At 41.9% G+C, this 22,276-nt stretch carries 22 protein-coding genes; 12 read left to right on the top strand and 10 right to left on the bottom strand.

Annotation, left to right across the window (positions count from 1 at the left end; genetic code table 11):
* Positions 1-135: 135 nt before the first annotated feature.
* A complete protein-coding gene (gene thiI, locus C9J47_RS09950; RefSeq protein WP_107253363.1) occupies positions 136-1,584 on the top strand; it encodes a tRNA uracil 4-sulfurtransferase ThiI in 1,449 nt (482 codons plus the stop codon).
* A gap of 51 nt (positions 1,585-1,635) precedes the next feature.
* On the opposite strand, the gene yajL is transcribed toward thiI, so the two are convergent.
* The 9 genes from yajL to C9J47_RS09905 form a co-directional block, all read right to left on the bottom strand.
* Positions 1,636-2,256 (bottom strand): protein deglycase YajL, encoded by a 621-nt coding sequence (yajL, locus tag C9J47_RS09945; protein ID WP_107253362.1) that lies wholly within the window; start codon positions 2,254-2,256, stop codon positions 1,636-1,638.
* The gene (panE, locus tag C9J47_RS09940; RefSeq protein ID WP_107253361.1) at positions 2,246-3,175 is read right to left on the bottom strand and encodes a 2-dehydropantoate 2-reductase; all 930 of its coding nucleotides are present in this window, start codon (positions 3,173-3,175) and stop codon (positions 2,246-2,248) included. Before panE ends, yajL begins: the two co-directional genes overlap by 11 nt.
* A 177-nt stretch (positions 3,176-3,352) precedes the next feature.
* The gene (locus C9J47_RS09935; RefSeq protein WP_107253360.1) at positions 3,353-4,171 is read right to left on the bottom strand and encodes a nucleoside-specific channel-forming Tsx family protein; all 819 of its coding nucleotides are present in this window, start codon (positions 4,169-4,171) and stop codon (positions 3,353-3,355) included.
* A gap of 374 nt (positions 4,172-4,545) precedes the next feature.
* A complete protein-coding gene (locus tag C9J47_RS09930; protein ID WP_107253359.1) occupies positions 4,546-5,331 on the bottom strand; it encodes a nucleoside-specific channel-forming Tsx family protein in 786 nt (261 codons plus the stop codon).
* 360 nt (positions 5,332-5,691) lie between these two features.
* A complete protein-coding gene (locus C9J47_RS09925) occupies positions 5,692-7,080 on the bottom strand; it encodes an AmpG family muropeptide MFS transporter (protein ID WP_107253358.1) in 1,389 nt (462 codons plus the stop codon).
* Between the two features lie 171 nt (positions 7,081-7,251).
* Complete coding sequence (locus tag C9J47_RS09920) at positions 7,252-7,614, bottom strand: hypothetical protein (RefSeq protein WP_107253357.1); 363 nt, start codon at positions 7,612-7,614, stop codon at positions 7,252-7,254.
* A gap of 46 nt (positions 7,615-7,660) precedes the next feature.
* Positions 7,661-8,212 carry a peptidylprolyl isomerase gene (locus C9J47_RS09915; protein WP_107253356.1) on the bottom strand — a complete coding sequence of 184 codons (552 nt, stop codon included), beginning with the start codon at positions 8,210-8,212 and terminating at the stop codon, positions 7,661-7,663.
* Positions 8,212-8,781: a YajG family lipoprotein gene (locus tag C9J47_RS09910; RefSeq protein ID WP_107253355.1), complete on the bottom strand. Its 570-nt coding sequence runs from the start codon at positions 8,779-8,781 to the stop codon at positions 8,212-8,214. The genes C9J47_RS09915 and C9J47_RS09910 overlap by 1 nt, the downstream gene beginning before the upstream one ends.
* A gap of 85 nt (positions 8,782-8,866) precedes the next feature.
* Entirely contained in the window at positions 8,867-9,991 is a 1,125-nt protein-coding gene (locus C9J47_RS09905) for a methyltransferase (protein ID WP_107253354.1), read from the bottom strand.
* A gap of 179 nt (positions 9,992-10,170) precedes the next feature.
* Here C9J47_RS09905 and bolA point away from each other — a divergent pair, with 179 nt between their 5' ends.
* The 10 genes from bolA to nqrM all read left to right on the top strand — a co-directional run bounded on the left by bolA (position 10,171) and on the right by nqrM (position 19,545).
* Positions 10,171-10,479, top strand: a complete 309-nt coding sequence (gene bolA, locus C9J47_RS09900) for a transcriptional regulator BolA (protein WP_107253353.1) — start codon at positions 10,171-10,173, stop codon at positions 10,477-10,479.
* Between the two features lie 275 nt (positions 10,480-10,754).
* On the top strand, positions 10,755-11,840 hold the full coding sequence (locus tag C9J47_RS09895) for a TRAP transporter substrate-binding protein (protein ID WP_107253352.1): 1,086 nt from the start codon (positions 10,755-10,757) through the stop codon (positions 11,838-11,840).
* A gap of 411 nt (positions 11,841-12,251) precedes the next feature.
* Positions 12,252-13,592: a Na(+)-translocating NADH-quinone reductase subunit A gene (locus C9J47_RS27225; protein ID WP_211321727.1), complete on the top strand. Its 1,341-nt coding sequence runs from the start codon at positions 12,252-12,254 to the stop codon at positions 13,590-13,592.
* 3 nt (positions 13,593-13,595) lie between these two features.
* On the top strand, positions 13,596-14,840 hold the full coding sequence (locus C9J47_RS27220; protein ID WP_211321725.1) for an NADH:ubiquinone reductase (Na(+)-transporting) subunit B: 1,245 nt from the start codon (positions 13,596-13,598) through the stop codon (positions 14,838-14,840).
* On the top strand, positions 14,830-15,624 hold the full coding sequence (locus tag C9J47_RS09885) for a Na(+)-translocating NADH-quinone reductase subunit C (RefSeq protein WP_006230866.1): 795 nt from the start codon (positions 14,830-14,832) through the stop codon (positions 15,622-15,624). Before C9J47_RS27220 ends, C9J47_RS09885 begins: the two co-directional genes overlap by 11 nt.
* A complete protein-coding gene (locus C9J47_RS09880) occupies positions 15,617-16,249 on the top strand; it encodes an NADH:ubiquinone reductase (Na(+)-transporting) subunit D (protein WP_006230867.1) in 633 nt (210 codons plus the stop codon). Before C9J47_RS09885 ends, C9J47_RS09880 begins: the two co-directional genes overlap by 8 nt.
* Before the next feature lie 7 nt (positions 16,250-16,256).
* Positions 16,257-16,853, top strand: coding sequence for an NADH:ubiquinone reductase (Na(+)-transporting) subunit E (gene nqrE, locus C9J47_RS09875; protein WP_006230868.1), 597 nt, complete (start codon positions 16,257-16,259; stop codon positions 16,851-16,853).
* A gap of 23 nt (positions 16,854-16,876) precedes the next feature.
* Entirely contained in the window at positions 16,877-18,100 is a 1,224-nt protein-coding gene (gene nqrF / locus C9J47_RS09870; RefSeq protein ID WP_107253351.1) for an NADH:ubiquinone reductase (Na(+)-transporting) subunit F, read from the top strand.
* A 191-nt stretch (positions 18,101-18,291) separates the two neighbouring features.
* Positions 18,292-19,314 carry an FAD:protein FMN transferase gene (locus tag C9J47_RS09865; RefSeq protein WP_107253350.1) on the top strand — a complete coding sequence of 341 codons (1,023 nt, stop codon included), beginning with the start codon at positions 18,292-18,294 and terminating at the stop codon, positions 19,312-19,314.
* 9 nt (positions 19,315-19,323) lie between these two features.
* Positions 19,324-19,545 (top strand): (Na+)-NQR maturation NqrM, encoded by a 222-nt coding sequence (nqrM, locus tag C9J47_RS09860; protein WP_006230871.1) that lies wholly within the window; start codon positions 19,324-19,326, stop codon positions 19,543-19,545.
* A gap of 149 nt (positions 19,546-19,694) precedes the next feature.
* Here the strand turns inward: nqrM and C9J47_RS09855 are convergent, their stop codons facing one another.
* Positions 19,695-20,927 carry a response regulator gene (locus C9J47_RS09855; protein ID WP_107253349.1) on the bottom strand — a complete coding sequence of 411 codons (1,233 nt, stop codon included), beginning with the start codon at positions 20,925-20,927 and terminating at the stop codon, positions 19,695-19,697.
* A 254-nt stretch (positions 20,928-21,181) separates the two neighbouring features.
* Between C9J47_RS09855 and dinB the strand changes: the two genes are divergently transcribed.
* Positions 21,182-22,258: a DNA polymerase IV gene (gene dinB, locus C9J47_RS09850; RefSeq protein ID WP_107253348.1), complete on the top strand. Its 1,077-nt coding sequence runs from the start codon at positions 21,182-21,184 to the stop codon at positions 22,256-22,258.
* The last annotated feature ends 18 nt before the right edge of the window (positions 22,259-22,276 follow it).

Below are 22,276 nucleotides of genomic sequence, written 5' to 3'. Positions count from 1 at the left end.
GACGTCTGCTCTATTTGGCAGCTATGGTTATAAGGTTTCAATAACAGCAAGGTTTCAGCAACTGCTTGCTTGCTGTATAATCCGCGCCGTTGATTCCGTTCGGTATTAATTTGGCCCAGTGTAGCGAAGCATGTTATGAAATTTATCGTTAAGCCCCATCCAGAGATCTTTTGTAAAAGCGACTCTGTTCGTAAACGTTTTATAAAGATTCTTGATAGCAACATTCGCATTATGGTTAAGCGTGTGTCTGAATCCGTTGCGGTATATAACCGTCGTTATCATATTGAAGTTACAGCAAACGATGACAGTGATCGCGAACAAATACTGGCGATTTTGATGCAGACTCCAGGTATTCATCATACGTTGGAAGTGAAGCAGACTGAATTTAAAGATTTGCACGATATTTTCGAGCAAACGCTTGAACTTGTTGGCGAACAACTAGAAGGTAAAACATTCTGTGTACGTGCTAAGCGCCGTGGACAGCATGATTTTACGTCGATTGAACTGGAACGTTACGTTGGTGGCGGTCTAAACCAAGCGGTTGAATCGGCAAGTGTTAAATTAAAGAACCCAGATATAACAGTACGCGTTGAAGTTGATTACGATCACCTGCACCAAGTATTACACCGTCATAAAGGCTTAGGTGGTTTCCCTCTTGGTACGCAAGAAGACGTATTGAGCCTAATTTCAGGTGGCTTTGATTCTGGTGTTTCAAGCTACTTGCACATTAAGCGTGGCAGTAAAGTTCATTACTGTTTCTTTAATTTAGGTGGTCCTGCCCATGAGATTGGTGTGAAACAAGTTTCTCACTTCTTATGGAAAAAGTACGGGTCATCAGCAAAAGTTAAATTTATCTCGATTGATTTCGAACCTGTTGTTGCTGAAATCCTTGATAAAGTGGACAACGGCCAAATGGGTGTTGTTCTAAAACGTATGTTTATGCGAGCTGCTGGTCAGGTTGCAGAGCGTTATGGTATTCAAGCGCTTGTTACGGGTGAAGCGTTGGGTCAGGTGTCGAGCCAAACTCTAACCAACCTACGTATGATTGATAATGTGACGGACAGTTTGATCCTTCGTCCACTTATCAATTGGGATAAAGAAGATATCATTGATATTGCTCGTAATATTGGCACAGAAGAATTCGCAAAAACAATGCCTGAATTCTGTGGTGTTATATCGAAAAACCCAACGATTAAAGCAGTCAAAGCCAAGCTTGAAAAAGAAGAAGCTAACTTTGATTTTGCTATCCTTGATCGTGTGGTTGAAGAGGCGCGCGTGATGGATATTCGTGATATCGAAAAACAAAGCCAAGAACAAGCACCAGAGATAGAGCTTGTTGATCAAATTGGTGATGGTGCAATCGTTCTGGATATTCGTAGTCCAGATGAAGAAGATGAAAGCCCGCTTGTTATTGATGGCGTGGAAGTAAAACATCTTCCGTTCTATAAATTAGCGACTCAGTTTGGCGATCTTGATCAAGACAAAGAATACTTGTTGTATTGTGATCGTGGTGTAATGAGCCGCTTACAAGCACTATATTTGACCGAAAATGGTTACGGTAACATCAAAGTTTACCGCCCCTAGTTGAAAACATCATCAAAATAAAAAAGCGAGAACCTTAGTTCTCGCTTTTTTTTATACCCTTGGTAAAACATCGTAATGCATATTCGGCCATACAACCATCGGACCCGCGACTTCTGCCGCTTTTTCTTTACCCGCTAAACGAACAATAATTTCTAATGCAAATTCTTGTGAAGTACCAGGTCCTTGGCTGGTTAGCAAATTGCTATTTACATCGTAAACAACACGTTTAGTACGACGACGATCTTCAGGAATATAGGCTTGGAAGGCAGGGTGTGCTGTCATTATTGCCGTCGGAAACATGTTGTGATGCTCTAGAACAAGGGCAGGAGCTGCGCAGATAGCCGCAATCAGTTTACCGTCGTATTTATGCTGCTCTACGAACTCAACCAGTAACGGGCTGTCACGGAAGCATTCAGCGCCATTTACACCACCAGGTAACACCACACAATCAAATTGTTCATCAGCAACCGCCACTAATGCCGCATCGGCAACTAATTTAATGCCACGAGAGCCAGCAACGATTAATGCACCGTCTGAGGCAACACTGGCTGTTGTTACATCAAACCCTGCGCGCAAAAGAATATCAATCGTGTTGATCGCTTCCATCTCTTCAGTGCCGGGGGCGATACAAACAGCAACAGTCATTGTGCGGTTGTGATCATCATTTGTCATCGTGGTTTTGCTCCAATAATTTAACGTCTTGCCATAGCTGGGTATTCATTGGTACAGCAATGCCGTGCACCTTTGCCCGTGTAATGAGATAACCCGTAATATAATCGATTTCAGTCTTTCTTTGCTGGAAAATATCTTGATACATGGATGAATAGTTAGCCGCAGTCGCTTTGATAACGGTATCGACTGTTTGTTTTAATTTTTTAGCGGTTACTGCATAGCCTTCAGCTTGCATGACCGCTGCGACTTCATGGCAAACTTGCGTGAGAACGGCATGAAATTGAGGGGTTGCTAATTCACCGTTTTGACATCGATGAATTGCTGAAAGTGGATTAATCGCACAGTTAATGGCTAACTTTTGCCACAATGGTTCATTAATATCATGATGCCAGCCACAAGGCGCTAAAGCTTGATGAAAGAGCTCGGCAAGGCTAGCGAAACCCTGAGCCGATTGATTGAAAGCACCGAGCCATGTTGGCCCTAATCCAGTATGGTTTATGTGTTCTTTGTTGGGTTTGAAAGCAGCTTGAGACGTGGTGGCGTAAAGAATAGGGTGATCAACGAGTCGCGTTTTAACGTGCTGCTGTGTTCCCATTCCATTATGCATAATCATAATGGGTGTGTGTGGTGCAATATGATCAAAGATGTCGTTTAAGGCTTGCTCAACCTGGAATGCTTTTACCGTTATAATGATAAGCTCGCTCTTGGCAATGCTTTGTATATTATTACTCGTAAAATCAAAGAGCTCTGGTGCTAATGGCGTTTGAGCATGATCTTTTGTTTGAACGCAGTCATTCAATACGATAGAGAATGACGGTTTGTCTGTTCTTGTCCAAAAGTGAATGTGATGATCTTGCTTTGCTAAGCGGCAAGCCCATAAACATCCGATGGCACCTGCGCCTAAAATCGTTATCTGCACGGCATTATTCCTAATTTATTCCTTACTAGGATCATATCATGAGCCGGAATAATAACGTTATGGCTTGAGCTTTTGTCTTACGTTTTATCCAAGATAAGATAGGTTCTTCATGAAAATTATCATGAAGAACCTATGGGGAAATAGCCGTTAAAAATAGCAATTAAGAAGAGGGATAACTTAGAATTTATAAGTAGCTGCAACGTAGTGGCTTATGCCTGTTGATTCGAATGCATTTGTATCTTCAATTAAGTACACATCATTATATAGCTTGAAGCCATAGCCGACTGAATAGCGGTCAGAGTGCCAATAAAAGCCATTAAACATTACACCGCCATGGCTGGCTTGAGAGTTGCCCTGAAAGCTGCTCCCGCCACCAAATTGATAATCAATATAGCCTTGATAAGCGACAAAACTACCATTATCTAAGGTATAAAATGGTTTAAACCAATTAGTGGATATTTGGTAGCCATTCCAGTCTTTGGCGGTAATATTATAATGACCGTAGAAATTAAGCCCAACCTTGCCAAACCATGGCACATTGATATCGGAACCAATACCCCAGAAGGAATTATTGGGTTCAAAATCAGCTTCTGTTCCGCCTCCCCAATTAAATAATGTCGCAAAGTAGAGCTCTTGTACGGAGCCAAAGGAAAGATCTTTTCCGGTAACGGCATCGAGTGATACTCGTGGGGCAAATTTCATGAACATTTTAGGTTTGCCGTCTTTATCACTCGCACTACTTTCGGTTAAATCAAAAATATCAATATAGCCATATAAATCAAAGATCCCAGAACGCCCCCCAAACTCCATTTCCAAGTAATCATGCCCAGAATGAGCTTCGGGATCACGAGGTAGTTCTTCATAGGCATACATAAGGTTGAATTGAAGCCATTTGTAGTCATTTTTGTGAATATCGTCGGAATAATCGACGGCGAAAACGGTACTAGATAACGCTAAAGCTGAGCCAATACTGAATGTTGAGAGTATTTTTTTCATGGAGAGATCTCGCTTTTATGCCGTTGCTGTTTCATTGTGTCGTTATGCCCATATTGTATTTGTCGTTGAACATAACTTTAGAAAGTAGTGCGTTGCTCAGCATGGTTAAATAATAAGCAATGCATCTAAAACAAGGTTAGCGTAGATTCTTAGTTTTGTGTGAAGGTCTTAAATTTAAGCAAGTAAAGTGTTGCGCAGATGGCATGAAGATATAAGAAGGTATTGAAAAAGCGGTGAAAAGCTAGGGTGTATTAAAAATAATAAATGTCTTATTTTTGCGAATTATAGAGTTAAATTGACGCTATCTTCACTTAAAGGCACTAAAAAAGGCGCCAATAGGCGCCTTTCATGCTCAACAAGAAGGGGGGGACTTCTTAGAACTTGTATGTAATGTCGAAGTAGTGACCAAAGCCAGTTGATTTAAACGCTGAGGTGTCTTTGATACCGTAAATATCTTTGTAACCTTTCAGACCGTAACCAACAGCAAAGCGATCAGAGTGCCAGTAGATACCGTTGAACATTGCACCGCCACTGCTTGCTGTTGCGTATTCATCTTCCATTGCGAATTGGTAATCAATGTAACCTTGGTAAGAAATGAAGCTACCATTGTCGAAGAAGAAAAATGGCTTGAACCAATTAGTCGAGATCTGGTAGCCGTTCCAGTCTTTTTTGTTTGAGTCGTATGTGCCGTAAAGGTTTAGGCCCATTTTGCCAAACCAAGGAACCATGATATCTGAACCTAGACCGATTTTCTGAGTGTTAACACCAGAGTTGCCGCCCCACTCCATAAGAGTCGCTACGTAAAGTTCTTGAACTGGCCCGAAAGACAAGTCTTTGCCTGTTACAGCATCAAGAGACATACGTGGTGCAAACTTCATGAAGATTTTTTCTGCGTCAGCTTTATCACTGTCCGGATCTGACGTTAGGTTGAATACGTCAACGTAACCGTAAAGATCGAAGATGCCAGAGCGGCCGCCGAATTCCATTTCTAGGTAATCATGGCTAGATCCACCAGGAAGTTCGTCAACAGCATACATTAGGTTGAACTGTGACCAGCTATAGTCATTCTTGTGGATGTCATCAGAATAGTCAGCTGCACTTACTACTGTAGGAAGTGCTGTTGCTGCTAATACGCTCAGTGCTACTAGTGATTTACGCATGATCAGATACTCGCTAATTGTGTCGATATGATCGGACTTATATGGGCTGTCCGTATTTATGGCGGTGATTCTATTGCTTTATGTCACCTTTGGGAATGTAACGATTGCGCAAACCTTTGCTAAGTGTGATCTTGATCGGCTGTAATCGATTTCAAAGAGAAGGTTTTAGTGATCTTTATGTTTTTTTTTTGACATTTAATTGAACTTTTTCAGATGTGAGTGACAAAGGCGTCTTTTTATGTACAAAGCAAAAGGGGGAGATAGAGGGAAATAGGGTTATAAAAAACGAAGAGATATTCTGCATCAACAGAATACCTCTTTGAATCTCATTTCTAAGTGAAATTTTGACTTTGTTTTTCGCTATGAAGTAAGACTGGAACTGACTTCATCATGCTTTTGGGCTTTTGTTGCCACTAAATAAATTAACAGTAAAACAGGTAAGCCAATCAGTGCGGTCGTAAAGAAGAAAATGTTATAGCCAAAGTTGTCGACATACATACCTGAAAAACCAGCAATGAACTTCGGGAATAACAACATTATCGAGCTAAATAGTGCATATTGTGTCGCTGAAAATGCGACATTAGTTAAGCTAGATAGATAAGTAATGAAGGCTGCGGTGGCAATACCGGCACTTAAGTTATCGGCAGAGATAACAATAGCAAGCATAGGAATGCTATTACCAATAAAGGTAAAGAGCATAAACAGTAAATTTGTGCAGGCAGCTAAAAATGCCCCCAGTGCCAATATACGCATAGTACCGAACTTACTGATCAAAATACCGCCAAGCCCTGCACCTACGAGTGTCATGATCACACCATAGATTTTGGTGACAGAGGCAACTTGTGTCTTAGTGAATCCCATATCGACATAGAAAGCATTGGCCATTACCCCCATAACAACGTCAGAAATTCGGTAACAACCGATCAAGGCTAAGATCAGTAAAGCATGGCGCCCATATCGGTCGAAAAAGTCTTTAAATGGCATAACAGCTGCAGTATAGAACCATGCGATTATTCTGGCCTTTTTCGGAGTCATACCATCATTGATTAATTGTTGACGATATTCTCGCTCAGTATTTTCAATTTCAGCGCTATCTATACTGGGTTCGTTAATGCAAAGAGCTGTAATAATACCGACCAGCATAAAGCCAGCCATGATGAAGTAAGCGAATTTCCAACCCGTTACATCGTATTCTGTATCTGAACCAAACCATGCTGCAAATGCAAGCGAGCCGGCTCCAGCCATAATCATCGCTAGGCGATAACCTGTCATATAAGCGGCTGCAAGTGCGGCTTGAAGGCGTTCTGTTGCAAGTTCAATACGGTAGGCATCAATGACGATATCTTGAGATGCAGAGGCAAATGCGACAATAACAGCAAAGATGGCGAGTTGAATCAGATCAACTTGAGGGTTGCTGAGTGCCATACCGCATAATGAAAGCACAATCATTAGTTGTGAAAACAACATCCAGCCGCGTCGTCGACCAAATAGGTGTGAAAATACAGGAATAGGGAAGCGATCGATTAATGGTGACCACATCCATTTAAAGCCGTAAGCGAGTGCTACCCAACTAAAGAAGCCAATATCAGTTCGGCTGACTTCGGCTTCACGAAGCCAAAATGACAGGGTACCAAATACAAGTAATATTGGTAGTCCAGAAGAAAAGCCTAGCGCCAGCATGATGAGCACTTTTTTCTCTAGATATACTCGCCAACCCTGATTGTTACTATCTTCTACCGCTTGTTCCATGAATACCTCTAGCCCTTGATAGCGTCGCCGCTGTATCTATCAATTATAAAGGTAAGCTACTGTGAACTTCTGTAAAAAGACAGTCAAAAATACGGTTTATTATTAAGTAGTTGTCATTTTGACAAATAGGACGCGATATATTGCTTTATTTAGGCGGTAGAGGGTGACCTTCTAAGGTCTTATCCCTTGCATTTTTATAGGCATTGAACCGACACCAAGTAAGAATTGAGCGCAACCAGACACTTTAAATTGAATAAAGCTATTACCCAGTAGTTGGTGTTCTTCTAAGGATTCCAATAGGTGTAAAAGGTGCCAATAAGTAGATTCATATCCATTTTCGGGCGTACCGGAAGAAACTGATAATTTCCACCACTCATGAAGGTGTTCAGTACAGGTTGTTTTTAGCGAAGTGTAAGTTACATCACCATTCATCGTGCCAAGTGCACTTACTGCAAGTGCGGGAGCATAATCGGCAATGTGTTTGTCAATGACTTCAGACGAAATATCTGGCTTTGATGATACAAGAGTTAGCATAGCAGTCACCTGAACGTTAGATAACGATCAGGTGACGTTATCTAATCTATTTAATAATTTTAATAGCCTTAATAACTATAGGTTGCTGAGGAACATCTTTCATACCTAAAGACCCAATAGTTGTGGTGGGTATATCAGTCATTTTTTCAAGAGTTGAGAAGCCCTTCACAACTTCACCAAATACGGCATAACCAGCACGACCACCTTGAGCGTTCAAAAAACTATTATTTTGGTAATTGATGTAAAACTGACGAGTTGCTGAGTCAGGGTTTTGTGTACGTGCCATCGCAACTGTTGCTCGATTATTCTCTAAGCCATTTGTTGATTCATTTTTGATTGGCGCATAGCTATCACGGCGTTTCATTTCCTGATCAAAGCCACCACCTTGCGCCATGAAACCAGGAATCACTCGGTGAAAAATCGTGTCTACATAGCTGCCATCTTCAACATAGCGTAAAAAGTTTTCGCTTGAAATTGGTGCTTTTTCTTCATTCAGTTGAATGGTGAACTCACCAAGGTTGGTTGTGACTAATACTTGAGTCGCAGCTGTTACAGGCAAGGCCAGCAATAGACAAAAAGCGAGAAGGTAACGGTGCATTATAAGTTCTCCTGAAGGTATTTGTTCAATTCAGCATCAGAATAAATATCTTTTAATACTGCGGTCATCAGGTTGTTCATGCTTAATTCCATATCTTCTACGGATGCGCTCATTGCACCAGTACGTTCAGACTTGCCTGAATAGCGTTTAACAAATTTGCCTTTATTAGTTTCAACAACCAATTGTAGCTGTATTTTACTACTCAAGTCGTGACTCATGATGCTGTGTTTAACGTTAACCATAGCTTCTAAAATATCAAGGCGTAATTTGTCTTGTGTATCGTCAGTTAGCTTATAGCCCTGTGACTGGAGTTGACGTGCAAGGGCATCTTCCAATGTAATTCGCAGATTTTGTGTTGCGTGTAATGGCTGTACATTTTGACGGCCGCTATCAACTACAGCAATAAACTGTGCGGTACGTAAGTCACGGCTTTCTAAGTCGAGTGCCAGTCCATTAGCGGTAGGCTGGGTCGCAATTACAGGTGTTGGCGCAAGGGTTAATTGTGGTTCTGATGGTGCAGAGCAAGCTGTTAACGCAAAGACGGAAGCTGCTAAAAAAAACTTTTTCATTTTTCTTTTTATCCTTAACTGAAATATAACCAGCCAGGTTAGATACAGACTAACGTGGCTCATTATAGAAAAAAGCTGAACTCAACTATTTTACAGATTGATAGACAATGAATTTGTCATTCTGCACAATGATTTCGACATTACCAAATAGACGTTTAAGTTTGTCATCGTATCCTAACTGGCGATTACCAATGACGATTAACTCTCCTTTTGGTCTTAAAACTTGCTTTGCATCACAGAACATTTGCCAAGCAATATGATCAGTAATGGTTGTTTGCTGGTGGAACGGTGGATTACATAAAACGAGATCAGCACTGCTATGTTCAATGTCAGCGAGGCAATCGGTAACAATAGCGGTGAGCTGCTCGGGTGCTTCTAGGTTCTGTTTCGCATTTTCTGTGCAAGATGCGGCAGCCATGAAACTTTCATCGACACAGGTGATTTTTGCCTGTGGATTACGTCGTGCAGCTTTAATACCGATTACACCATTACCACAGCCTAAGTCGATAATGTCTTTATATTTATGATCTTGTGGAATATGCTTCAGTAATAAACGCGCACCAATATCTAGGCTTTCACCTGAGAAGACATTGGCATGGTTACTTAATCTGATGTCATGCTCTGGCACATCCCATGTTTTAGGTTCAGGCATGGGTTTTGCGAGTGAAGCATTAGGTTTAATAAAGACTAAACGGGCTTTTTTCACGGCTAAAGATGTTTTGGTTTCGCCTAGAAATTTCTCACAAAGCTTCAATGTTGAGGTGTGAATTTCTTTTACTTTTGCCGCGCCAATAACCATGCAATCTTCTGGTAAAAGATGACATAGTTGTTGTAATTGCCAAGTCAGTAAGCGGTTATTCTTAGGCAGCTTTATTAATACTAATTGTGGGTTTTTAGGCAATTCAGCCAAGCAATCAATAATATTAACATTGGGCAGTTGGTTAGCTGTTAGGTTCGCTATACAGCCTTGTTTTGCCACAAAAGAATCAGTAACGGTCGTAACATTGGCTCGTTCAGCAAACCAGCAGCTTAAAGCGCCAAAACTGTCATTCAGAATTAGAATTGGGCGCTGTGGATCGAGCTCCATGTCATGAGTATGATTAATTAAATACTCATCTGCAGCATCCCATGCTTGCAGAGTTTCAATTTTGCGTATCGGAAAACGGTTAAGTTTTAACGTACGATCATGCAGAGTCAGTGCTGGTTTCATTACAGATAACTTTCAGGTATGTTTGAAATTAGTTATCTATTTTCGCAGAACCACTGTGTACTGCAATCCTATTATCGAATTTAACTGCTTTTTTATCTGTTGTTTTTTGAATATGCAATGATTTAAAGAGCCAAATAAAGCAGTTGATTTACGAATATAAACACCCGTGAGTAAGAGTTATGATTCAGGAACGCATTCAAGAAAAGTTACAAAAAGCACTTTCACCTGCTCATTTAGAAGTGATAAATGAAAGTTACATGCACAACGTACCTGAAGGCTCTGAAAGCCACTTTAAAGTGATAGTGGTGAGTGAGCAATTTGAAGGAACACGTTTAATTGGCCGCCATCGCGCGGTGAATTCAGCCCTCGCGCATGAGTTAGCCAATGACATACATGCCTTAGCTATTCATACGTATACGCTTAGTGAATGGCAAGAGTTATCAAATGGTGCGCCGTTATCACCGTCATGCCAAGGTGGTTCTAAATAATCGAAACACGAACAAATACCTCTTTAGGGTAGTAGATCGTGACTGTTACGATTTATTCAATATAAAAACCGCATTTGTTGCGGTTTTTTTCGTTTAAAAATTTGAATTGAAAAGCAACATTAGAAGCCTGATTGGCGTATTATTGAATGGCACTCCCAAGGATAGGGAAATAAGTAGAGTCTAAATTTCTGGCTATACTTGTGAAGAGTTTGGCACTGATAAGCGTTGATACTAATAAATATAGTCTGCAGCGTGCCAAGCGAAAGGAGTAATAGATGATGCTACGTAGTGTTAAAGCGATTGTAGTACTTATAGCATCGATGCTTATTAGTGCTTGTGATAGTAATGATTCGACAAGTAATGTTGAAGATATTAGTACTGTTGAATGGACGTTAGTGACGTCTTGGCCAAAAGGTTTTCCTGGGTTGGGAGAGGCTCCAGAGCATTTTGCCGAAAAGGTAAACATACTCAGCCGAGGTCGTTTACAAATAAAAGTGTATGGCGCGGGGGAATTAGTACCCAGTTTTGATGTCTTTAATGCTGTCTCTAAAGGTACAGCACAAATGGGGCACTCTGCGGCTTATTATTGGCAAAAAAAGATTCCAGCGTCGCCTTTTTTCGCCTCTATTCCTTTTGGAATGACAGCACAAGAAATGAATGCTTGGCTTCACTACGGTGGTGGCCTTGAATTATGGCAGGAACTCTATGCACCTTTTGGTGTTGTTCCATTAGCTGGAGGAAATACTGGGGCGCAAATGGGGGGATGGTTTAACAAAAAAATCACCACTATCGATGATCTTTATGGATTGAAAATGCGTTTACCAGGCTTCGGTGCAGATGTACTTAAACGTGCCGGAGGGATTCCTGTTAGTTTACCTGGCGGTGAATTGTTTACGGCGTTAGAAACGGGGGCGATCGATGCGACAGAATGGGTTGGTCCTTATAATGATTTAGCCTTTGGTTTACATAACGCCGCCAAGTACTACTATTACCCAGGGTGGCATGAGCCAGGAACGAATCTGGAGTTCCTGATTAACAAAGATGCTTTGCAAGCATTGCCTGTTGACTTAAGAGAAGTCATTAAGGTTGCTGCACGTGCCGTTAGCCAAGATATGCTGGATGAATACACATTCAAAAATGTTCAGGCATTGGATATTTTACTCAATGAACATGATGTGCCGTTGAAAGTGTTTCCCGACGACGTTTTGCTTCGGCTTAAGCAACTGACTAACGAATTATTAGTAGAAAAAAGTGACTCAGACCCAACATTAAAGAAAGTGTATGACTCTTATTACCGCTTTCTTATTGATGTTCGGCAATATGGGCGTTTTACAGAGAATGCAGATGTAAATATCGATTAACATCGAGAACTGTTTTTTTAACAATGGAAATGGGGCTTTGTTGCCCTATTATTATGACTGTTTTTAGTGTGTAAGCGCTCTGTTAATTTAATTATGTAAGTGGGTGTATTTTGTTGAATCGAGATATTTCCACATTTGTGCGTTGAGTCAAACTTATCACTCAAAAAAGGTACTCTCTTTGGGTTGTTAATTGATTTTCGGACCTATTAACGCGGTTTGCCGTGGCAAAATCTAGTGAATTAGTGCTAGAATCGCGGGCTTGAAAACGACTTGGTATCAAATGATGTGCCAAGTTGGTTAATAGGATGTTGCGATACTGGTTACAAAAAGAGCCCGTGTCAGACAAAGGAAAGTCGTGTCTTAACTGCGCAATATAAAATTCTTTTTCCCGTTAATGTAGTGCAAGTGCGTATGATTACAATAAAAAAAGGGTTAGATATCCCAATCTCAGGGACTCCTACCCAGGCGATAAATGATGGTAATACCATCACAAGAGTTGCCTTACTTGGCGAAGAATATGTTGGTATGCGTCCTACAATGCATACTCGCGTAGGGGATGTAGTGAAAAAAGGTCAGGTTCTTTTTGAAGATAAGAAGAACCCTGGCGTTAAATTCACTGCTCCAGCTAGTGGTAAGGTTGCAGAAATTAATCGTGGCGCTAAGCGTGTTCTACAATCAGTTGTGATTGATGTAGAAGGCAACGAGCAAGTCACATTTAACAGCTATAAGGCTGATCAATTAGCCCAACTAGATCGCGCTGCGATTGTTGAGCAATTGGTTGAGTCTGGTATGTGGACTGCGCTTCGTACGCGTCCGTTCAGCAAGGTTGCTGCAATCGATTCTGAAACAAAGGCTATCTTTGTGACGGCGGTTGATACTAACCCGCTAGCTGCCAACCCTGAAGCTATTATCAATGAGCAAACAGATGCTTTTGTTGCTGGTTTAACGCTATTGTCGCGTTTAACAAGCGATAAAGTACATGTTTGTAAATCAGGTGCTAGCCTTCCTCGATGTTCTGAAGCGAATGTTGAAGAGCATGTGTTCAACGGTCCACACCCTTCTGGTCTTGTTGGTACACACATTCATATGCTATTTGGCGCTGATGCTGCAAATGTAGCATGGCACATCAACTACCAAGACGTGATTGCGTTCGGCCAGCTTTTCCTAACGGGTGAGCTTTATACTGATCGTGTTATTGCATTGGCTGGTCCTGTTGTGAATAAGCCGCGTTTGGTTCGTACTCAGATTGGTGCTTCTATTGAACAGCTAACTGATTCAGAGCTAATGCCTGGTCAAATTCGTGTGATTTCAGGTTCTGTATTAAATGGTACTCCTGCGACAGGTCCTTATGGATACCTTGGTCGTTACCATTTACAGGTATCTGCGCTTCGTGAAGGCTATGAAAAAGAATTCTTAGGCTGGATTGTTCCAGGTAAAAACAAGTTTTCTGTTACACGTTCTTTCCTAAGCCAATTCTTCCCAGGTCAGTTGTTTAATATGACAACGTCGACCAATGGTAGTGATCGCGCCATGGTGCCAATTGGCAACTATGAAAAAGTCATGCCTCTGGATGTTGAACCAACACTACTTCTTCGTGATTTGTGTGCTGGTGATAGCGATAGTGCACAATTACTGGGTGCGTTAGAACTGGATGAAGAAGATCTAGCTCTATGTACGTTTGTATGCCCAGGTAAGTATGAGTTTGGTCCACTGTTACGTGAGTGCCTGGACAAAATTGAGAAGGAAGGGTAATTCATGGGTCTCAAGAATTTACTCGAGCAAGTTGAACATCACTTTGAACCAGGTGGTAAACACGAGAGATGGTTTGCGCTGTATGAAGCGTTTGCAACTCTTATGTACACACCAGGTACAGTGACTCGAACTGGCTCACATGTGCGTGATAGCGTTGATCTAAAACGTATCATGATCATGGTGTGGTTTGCGGTTTTCCCAGCTATGTTCTGGGGTATGTACAACGTTGGTGATCAAGCTATCGTTGCACTGAACCACATGTATGCAGGCGATCAGCTAGTTTCGATCATCGCTGGTGATTGGCATTACTGGTTAACAGATATGCTCGGTGGCGCCATGTCAGCAGATGCTGGCTGGGGCAGTAAAATGCTACTGGGTGCGACGTATTTCTTACCTATCTATGCAGTAGTATTTGCTGTGGGCGGTTTCTGGGAAGTACTTTTCTGTATGGTGCGTAAGCATGAAGTTAACGAAGGTTTCTTTGTTACTTCTATTCTTTTCGCTCTTATCGTTCCAGCTACGCTACCACTTTGGCAAGCAGCTCTAGGTATTACCTTCGGTGTTGTTGTTGCTAAAGAAATCTTTGGTGGTACTGGTCGTAACTTCCTTAACCCTGCACTTGCAGGTCGTGCTTTCCTATTCTTCGCATACCCAGCGCAAATTTCTGGTGATGCAGTATGGACAGCAGCTGACGGCTTTACTGGTGCTACGGCACTAAGCCAGTGGGCTCAAGGTGGTGACGCGAAACTAATCAACGTTGTTACTGGCGACGCGATTACGTGGATGGATGCTTTCATTGGTCGTATTCCTGGTTCTATCGGTGAAGTTTCTACGCTAGCTATCATCCTTGGTGGTGCAATGATTGTGTACATGGGCATTGCTTCATGGCGCATCATCGCAGGTACTATGATTGGTATGATTGCGACAGCAACTCTGTTTAACATCATTGGTTCTGATACTAATGCACTGTTCAGCATGCCTTGGCACTGGCACCTAGTTCTAGGTGGTTTTGCATTCGGTATGATGTTCATGGCAACAGATCCTGTGTCTGCAGCATTTACCAATAAAGGTAAGTGGTGGTATGGCGCATTGATCGGTGCTATGGCTGTGATGGTTCGTGTGGTTAACCCAGCGTACCCAGAAGGTATGATGCTAGCGATTCTATTCGCTAACCTATTCGCACCTCTATTTGACAACCTAGTAGTTCAGGGCAATATCAAACGGAGACTAGCACGTCATGTCAAGTAATAACGATAGCATTAAAAAAACGCTGATTGTTGTTGTTGCATTGAGCCTTGTTTGCTCAATCGTAGTATCAACTGCTGCGGTTGCTCTGCGCCCTCTTCAACAAGAAAATGCAGTGCTTGACGTTCAGCGAAATATCCTTTCAGTAGCTGGCCTACTGGATGATTCGACGAACATCAAAGAATCTTACGCTCAGTTTATCGAGCCTAAGCTTGTTGATCTTAAAACTGGTAGCTTCGTTGAGCAATCTGAAGCAGGACAAACACCTGCTCAGTATAAGCAACGTATTGCTGCAAAAGATCCAGCACAATCAATTAAACTGTCTGGCGATCAAGACTTGGCGAAAATTATTCGTCGTGCTGATCTTGCAACGATTTACTTGGTTAAAGATGCTAACAACAACATTGAAAAATTGATTTTACCGGTTCACGGTAATGGTCTTTGGTCGATGATGTACGCATTCGTTGCTGTTGAAACTGATGGCAACACTGTTGCGGGTATTACTTACTACGATCAGGGTGAAACTCCTGGGCTAGGTGGTGAAGTTGAGAACCCTAACTGGCGTGCTCAGTTTGTTGGTAAGAAGTTGTTTAACGACGACAACAAACCAGCAATTCGTATTGTTAAAGGCGGCGCTCCTGCTGGCGATCTATACGGTGTAGATGGTCTGTCTGGTGCAACCTTGACGGGTAATGGTGTACAACACACCTTCGACTTCTGGTTAGGTGACATGGGCTTTGGTCCGTTTCTAACTAAGGTTCGTGAGGGAGGCCTAAACAATGGCTGATACTAAAGAAATGAAAAAGATTCTGTTTGCGCCGTTTCTGGATAATAACCCGATTGCGCTTCAGGTTCTTGGTGTATGTTCTGCATTGGCAGTAACAACTAAATTAGAAACAGCGTTTGTTATGACGCTAGCGGTAATGTTTGTTACTGCATTTTCTAACTTATTTGTATCGCTAATACGTAATCATATTCCTAACAGTGTGCGTATCATTGTTCAGATGGCGATTATCGCGTCATTGGTAATCGTGGTTGACCAAGTACTTAAAGCGTTTGTTTACGATATTTCTAAGCAGCTTTCTGTATTTGTTGGCCTGATCATTACGAACTGTATCGTAATGGGTCGTGCAGAAGCATACGCAATGAAATCGGCGCCACTTCCATCTTTTATCGATGGTATTGGTAATGGCTTAGGCTACGGTTTTGTACTTATCACTGTTGCTTTCTTCCGTGAATTACTAGGTTCAGGCAAGTTGTTTGGTGTTGAGGTTCTACCTCTAGTTTCTGATGGCGGTTGGTATCAACCAAACGGCCTGATGTTGCTTGCACCGTCTGCTTTCTTCCTAATTGGTTTCATGATCTGGGCAATTCGTATTATTCGTCCAGCACAAGTAGAAGCGAAGGAGTAAGGGCAACATGGAACATTATCTAAGCCTTTTAGTTCGTTCGATTTTTATCGAGAACATGGCACTTTCGTTCTTCTTGGGTATGTGTACATTCCTGGCTGTATCGAAGAAAGTTAAGACTTCTTTTGGTCTAGGTGTTGCGGTAATCGTCGTATTGACTATTGCTGTACCTGTGAACAACTTAGTTTACAACCTATTACTGAAAGATGGTGCGATTGTTGACGGAGTGGATTTAACTTTCCTTAACTTCATCACGTTTATCGGTGTAATTGCAGCGTTAGTACAGATTCTGGAAATGATTCTGGACCGCTTCTTCCCGCCGCTATATAACGCATTGGGTATCTTCCTTCCGCTGATTACAGTTAACTGTGCAATCTTCGGTGGTGTATCTTTCATGGTACAGCGTGACTACAACTTTGCTGAATCGGTTGTTTACGGTTTCGGTTCTGGTGTGGGTTGGATGCTAGCTATCGTTGCTCTTGCGGGTATCCGTGAGAAGATGAAGTATTCAGATGTACCTCCTGGTCTACGTGGCCTAGGTATTACATTCATCACTGTTGGTCTAATGGCGTTAGGCTTTATGTCTTTCTCCGGCGTACAGCTGTAATCAGGATAAAAGGAAAATAGTCAATGGATATTATTCTTGGCGTAGTGATGTTTACCTTGATTATCCTGGCTCTAGTTTTAGTGATTCTTTTCGCTAAATCTAAGCTGGTACCATCAGGTGATATTACTATCTCTGTAAACAACGATCCGGAAAAAGCGATTACAACCGCTGCCGGTGGCAAACTGCTAAATGCTCTTTCTTCTAGCGGTATCTTCGTTTCGTCTGCATGTGGCGGCGGTGGCTCTTGTGGTCAATGTCGAGTGAAAGTTAAATCAGGTGGTGGTGATATTCTACCGACTGAGCTTGATCACATCACAAAAGGCGAAGCACGTGAAGGTGAGCGTCTTGCTTGTCAGGTTAACGTTAAATCTGACATGAACATTGAGCTTCCTGAAGAAATCTTCGGCGTGAAGAAGTGGGAATGTGAAGTTCTTTCGAATGATAACGAAGCAACCTTTATTAAAGAGTTGGTTCTTAAAATCCCTGATGGCGAGGAAGTTCCTTTCCGTGCGGGTGGTTACATTCAGATTGAAGCTGAACCGCACCACATCAAATACGCTGATTTCGATGTACCGGAAGAATACCGTGGTGACTGGGATAAGTTTAACTTATTCCGTTACGAATCTATTGTGAAAGAGCATTCAATCCGAGCTTACTCTATGGCTTCATACCCAGAAGAGAAAGGTTTGATTAAGTTGAATGTACGTATCGCAACACCGCCACCAAATAACCCTGACGTAGCTCCTGGTATTATGTCATCGTATATTTGGTCACTTAAAGCTGGTGATACATGTACTATTTCTGGTCCTTTTGGTGAGTTCTTCGCTAAAGAGACTGATAATGAAATGGTCTTCATCGGTGGTGGTGCTGGTATGGCGCCAATGCGTTCACATATCTTCGATCAGTTACACCGTCTTCAGTCTACTCGTAAGATGACTTACTGGTACGGTGCGCGTTCTAAGCGTGAAATGTTCTATGTAGAAGATTTCGATAAGCTTGCAGCTGAGAACGAGAACTTTGAATGGCATGTTGCACTGTCTGATCCAGCTCCAGAAGAGAACTGGGATGGTTACACAGGTTTCATCCACAACGTGATTTACGAGAACTACTTGAAAGATCACGATGCACCAGAAGATTGTGAGTACTACATGTGTGGTCCACCAATGATGAACGCAGCTGTTATCGGCATGCTGAAAGATCTAGGTGTTGAAGATGAAAACATCCTACTGGATGACTTCGGTGGCTAATTAGCCATGAACACATAGTTAAAATGGCTGATCCGTTAAGGGTCAGCCATTTTCGTAATATAAGCATTTTAAATAAGCATATTTTTACTATGGTTATTTATATTAACAACCTAGCCTTCGCATTTATTGTAAAAGTAAGCGTAGTTAATATTGGTAAACATAAGTAATCCCTTCATTTTTGGAGTTGTTGAATGAAGACGTTCCTTACTCGAGCAGTTATGCTGCTTGTTATGACAATGACATTGGTGGGTTGTGGCGATCAGCGTGAGTTGATTCATTTAAATGGCTCAACGATGGGAACTTACTATTCAATTAAGTTGATTAAGCAGGAAGGCTTACCCGCAGCCACGGATATTCAGGCAGAGATTGATCGTCGTCTAGAATTAGTGAATGATCAGATGTCGACTTATCGTAAGCATTCCGAGCTCAGTCAATTTAACCAACACACAACGAATGAACCTTTTGCGGTATCTGCTGATACGGCAAAAGTTATAAAAGAATCATTACGTTTATCTGAATTAACGAATGGTGCTTATGATGTTACTGTTGGACCGATTGTTAACTTGTGGAGCTTTGGTCCTGAAGCTCGCCCAGAAGCAACACCAACAGATGAAGAGTTAAATAAGCGTCGTGAAATAATTGGTTATCACCACCTTAAGGTCGATGGTAATATGCTAATAAAAGATATTCCAGACCTATATGTTGATCTATCTTCAATAGCTAAAGGCTTCGGTGTTGATGTTGTTGCTGATTATTTTGATGAGTTAGGTGTAGCTGATTACTTGGTTGAAATCGGTGGTGAACTTAGCGTTAAAGGTAACAACCTTGAAGGTATACCTTGGCGTATTGCAGTAGAAAAACCAACGGAAGATGGTAGCCGTTCAGTACAAGAAATTATTGAACCTGGTGATATGGCCGTGGCGACATCAGGCGATTACCGTAATTACTTTGAAGAAGATGGTATTCGTTATTCGCACCTGATTAACCCAAAAACAGGCAAACCGATTGCTAACCATGTGGTATCCGTTACAGTGCTTCACCCATCAAGTATGACAGCCGATGCTTATGCTACTGCATTTTCTGTTATGGGTGAAGAAGAGTCGATAAAACTCGCTAACGAAGAAAATTTACCGATTTTATTAGTAATAAAAACGGAAAATGGCTTCAAAGAGTATCTATCTGATGATTTTGTACCTTATTTGAAGAAAAAGTAGAGAGTAATCATGGCTGTATATCTAACAACCTTCGCGGTGTTTTTACTGGTTATCGTAGCGATGGCTGTCGGCTACATCTTTCAGCGTAAAAGCGTTAGCGGTAGCTGCGGTGGGCTTGATGGTATCGGCATTGCAAAAGAGTGTGACTGCCCTGAACCTTGCGATGCGCGTAAAAAACGTGAAGCCCGAGAAGCACGTCATGCCGACTGGAAAAAGAACCAAATCATCTAGTTGTGAAGTACTGGCGTGGTAGGTTATCACGTTACGGTTAGTTGAAAAATAACTGATGAACAATCTAAAAGCCTGATTCTGTTGAGTCAGGCTTTTTTATTTTCATTTTTCAATTTGTTGCGGTGCTTCATTTATAGGCAACCAAATCGCTATAAAGCATGGGCCACCACTTGGTTGCGCCCATGTTCTTTGGCGTAATACAGGTGATCATCGGCTGTTCTCAGCATGTCATCAATAGCATGGCTTTGTGCTGCGCCTGATACCGCACCAATGCTCATGGTGACGTTTATCGTGTTATCGAGATAAGGAATGCATAAGGCTTCGATATCGACACGCAATTGTTCTAATCGTTGTTGAAAGTGAGAAAATGCTCCACATGCTTGTATACAAAACTCTTCCCCACCAAATCGCGCCACAACGGCATCCTCAAAGCGGGCCTGAATCAAACGGCTTACGTGGATTAACACGGCGTCACCACCATCATGGCCATAGGTATCATTCACTTTCTTAAAGAAATCGATGTCCATCATGGCAATGTTGCGGTGTTGGCAACCTTTATCACATTGTTGGTTAAAGAAATAACGACGGTTCCATAGCCCGGTCAAGGTGTCTTGGTTAGCCATCTTATACAGCTTGTCAGATGTATCTTTCATGTTGAGCATATGGTGAATACGGCAATAAAACTCTTCTTGATTAAACGGTTTGTACAAGAAATCGTTGGCACCGGCTTTCAAGTATTGTGCTGTCATGGAGTTATCGCTGCTGCCCGATAATCCTAAAATCGCGATTTGGTTGCGGCTGTACATGCGACGAATCTCACGGGTCATGGTGATACCGTCTTTTTTTGGCATGTCATTGTCGGTGATGATCAAGGTGACATCAGGATGCTCGGCTAGCAAGCTAATGGCTTCACACCCGTTTTCAGCTTGGATTACTGAGAGGTTTTGGCGCTCGAGCAAATTGACCAAGTGACGACGGATCATTGTTGAATCATCAACTACCATGGCTTTATGGTGGGTGTTGGCCTGTAAGCGTTGTAATAACGGTACCAAATAAGATACCGAAGCGGCACTGTCTTTTAATAGGTAATCAATAACGCCTTTCGACAGTACTTTGTCGCGAATGGTCTGGCTGAAGTGTGCTGTCAGTACTACGGATTTGATGTGGTGACTTAACACGATATCGATGATCTCACCGTCCGTCCCATCTGGTAGGCAATAGTCGAGTACCGCGCATAAAAAGTTGTTGTCTTTCGCAATGATTGCGTTCGCCTCAGCGATCGATTCTGCGAATACTGTGTGAAAGCCTGCTTGATGCAACTGTGCATCAAGAAATTTACGAAAGGCTTTACTGTCTTCAACAACCAATACTTTGTTGAACAAACGGTTCTCCTTACCTAATTATTCTTATTTATAGTTCTATCAAATTTCATCGGTATTGTGAATAAGGAAGCGTAAAATGTGGTGTGAGTCAGATCTTGCTCACAAGATACTATTTTGTGACTTTTCGGGCTTATGTTTAGATACTTCGATGTATCTGGTTTCTATTGACTGCTTGAATAGCCTATAATGACACTGTATATAAAAACAGTTGATGTGGGTTGTTACTTACAGATTGGCGAGGGTAGAGGAAATAAGTGTCCAGCGTAGAGATCGAACAGCGTAAAATTATTCATGTTGATATGGACTGTTTTTATGCAGCCGTTGAAATGCGTGATAACCCTGCCTTGAAGAATATCCCTATTGCGATTGGTGGTCGTTCAGAGCAACGAGGTGTGATCAGTACATGTAATTACTTGGCGCGTAAATACGGTGTGCGTTCAGCCATGCCTTCGGGGCAAGCCATGAAGCTATGTCCTCACCTTACTCTCGTTCCGGGACGTATGTCGGTCTACAAGGAAGTCTCGCAGCATATTCGCGCCATCTTTCAACGCTATACCGATAAGATTGAGCCATTATCGTTAGATGAAGCCTATTTAGATGTGACTGAGTGTGAAATGTTTTACGGCTCAGCAACACTCATAGCACAAGATATTCGGCGAGCAATTCAAGATGAACTGAATTTGACGGCGTCTGCAGGCATAGCGCCAGTAAAATTTATCGCTAAAGTGGCGTCAGATTTAAACAAGCCCAATGGTCAATATGTTGTAACACCCAATGAGGTGGCCGATTTTGTCGCTAACCTAAAGTTAGAAAAAATCCCAGGAGTAGGGAAGGTCACCATTCAAAAGCTTCACGAAAAAGGATTATTCGTCGGGCGTGACGTACAGGCTTATGATCAACATTTACTATTGCAGCAGTTCGGAAAATTAGGCCAATCTTTGTGGTCGAGAGCACAAGGTATCGATAACCGAGAAGTCGTTGTCGAACGTTTACGTAAATCTGTGGGAGTAGAAACAACGTTCTCGCAGAATATTTGTGAGTATGACGAATGCTGGCAAGTCATTGAAAAGTTATACCCTGAACTTGAACGAAGATTGAAGAAAGAACGTCCGGCACTGAATATATCGAAACAAGGCGTTAAAGTTAAGTTTGCCGATTTTCAACAAACAACGGTTGAGCATACATTAGGCGTATTAGATAAAACACAGTTTGTTGGATTACTCAAAGAAGCTCTTACCCGTCAAAAGGGGAGAGAAATTCGTTTGATAGGCATCAGTGTTGGGCTTGATCATGGGATGAAAGCGCAGCAATTAACGTTTGAGGGTTTTTAGTTTTAAGAGCGGTATATG

This window comes from Photobacterium indicum (genome assembly GCF_003026215.1).
GTDB classification, from domain to species: domain Bacteria; phylum Pseudomonadota; class Gammaproteobacteria; order Enterobacterales; family Vibrionaceae; genus Photobacterium; species Photobacterium indicum.
This window is presented reverse-complemented; position numbering and strand designations above follow the sequence as displayed.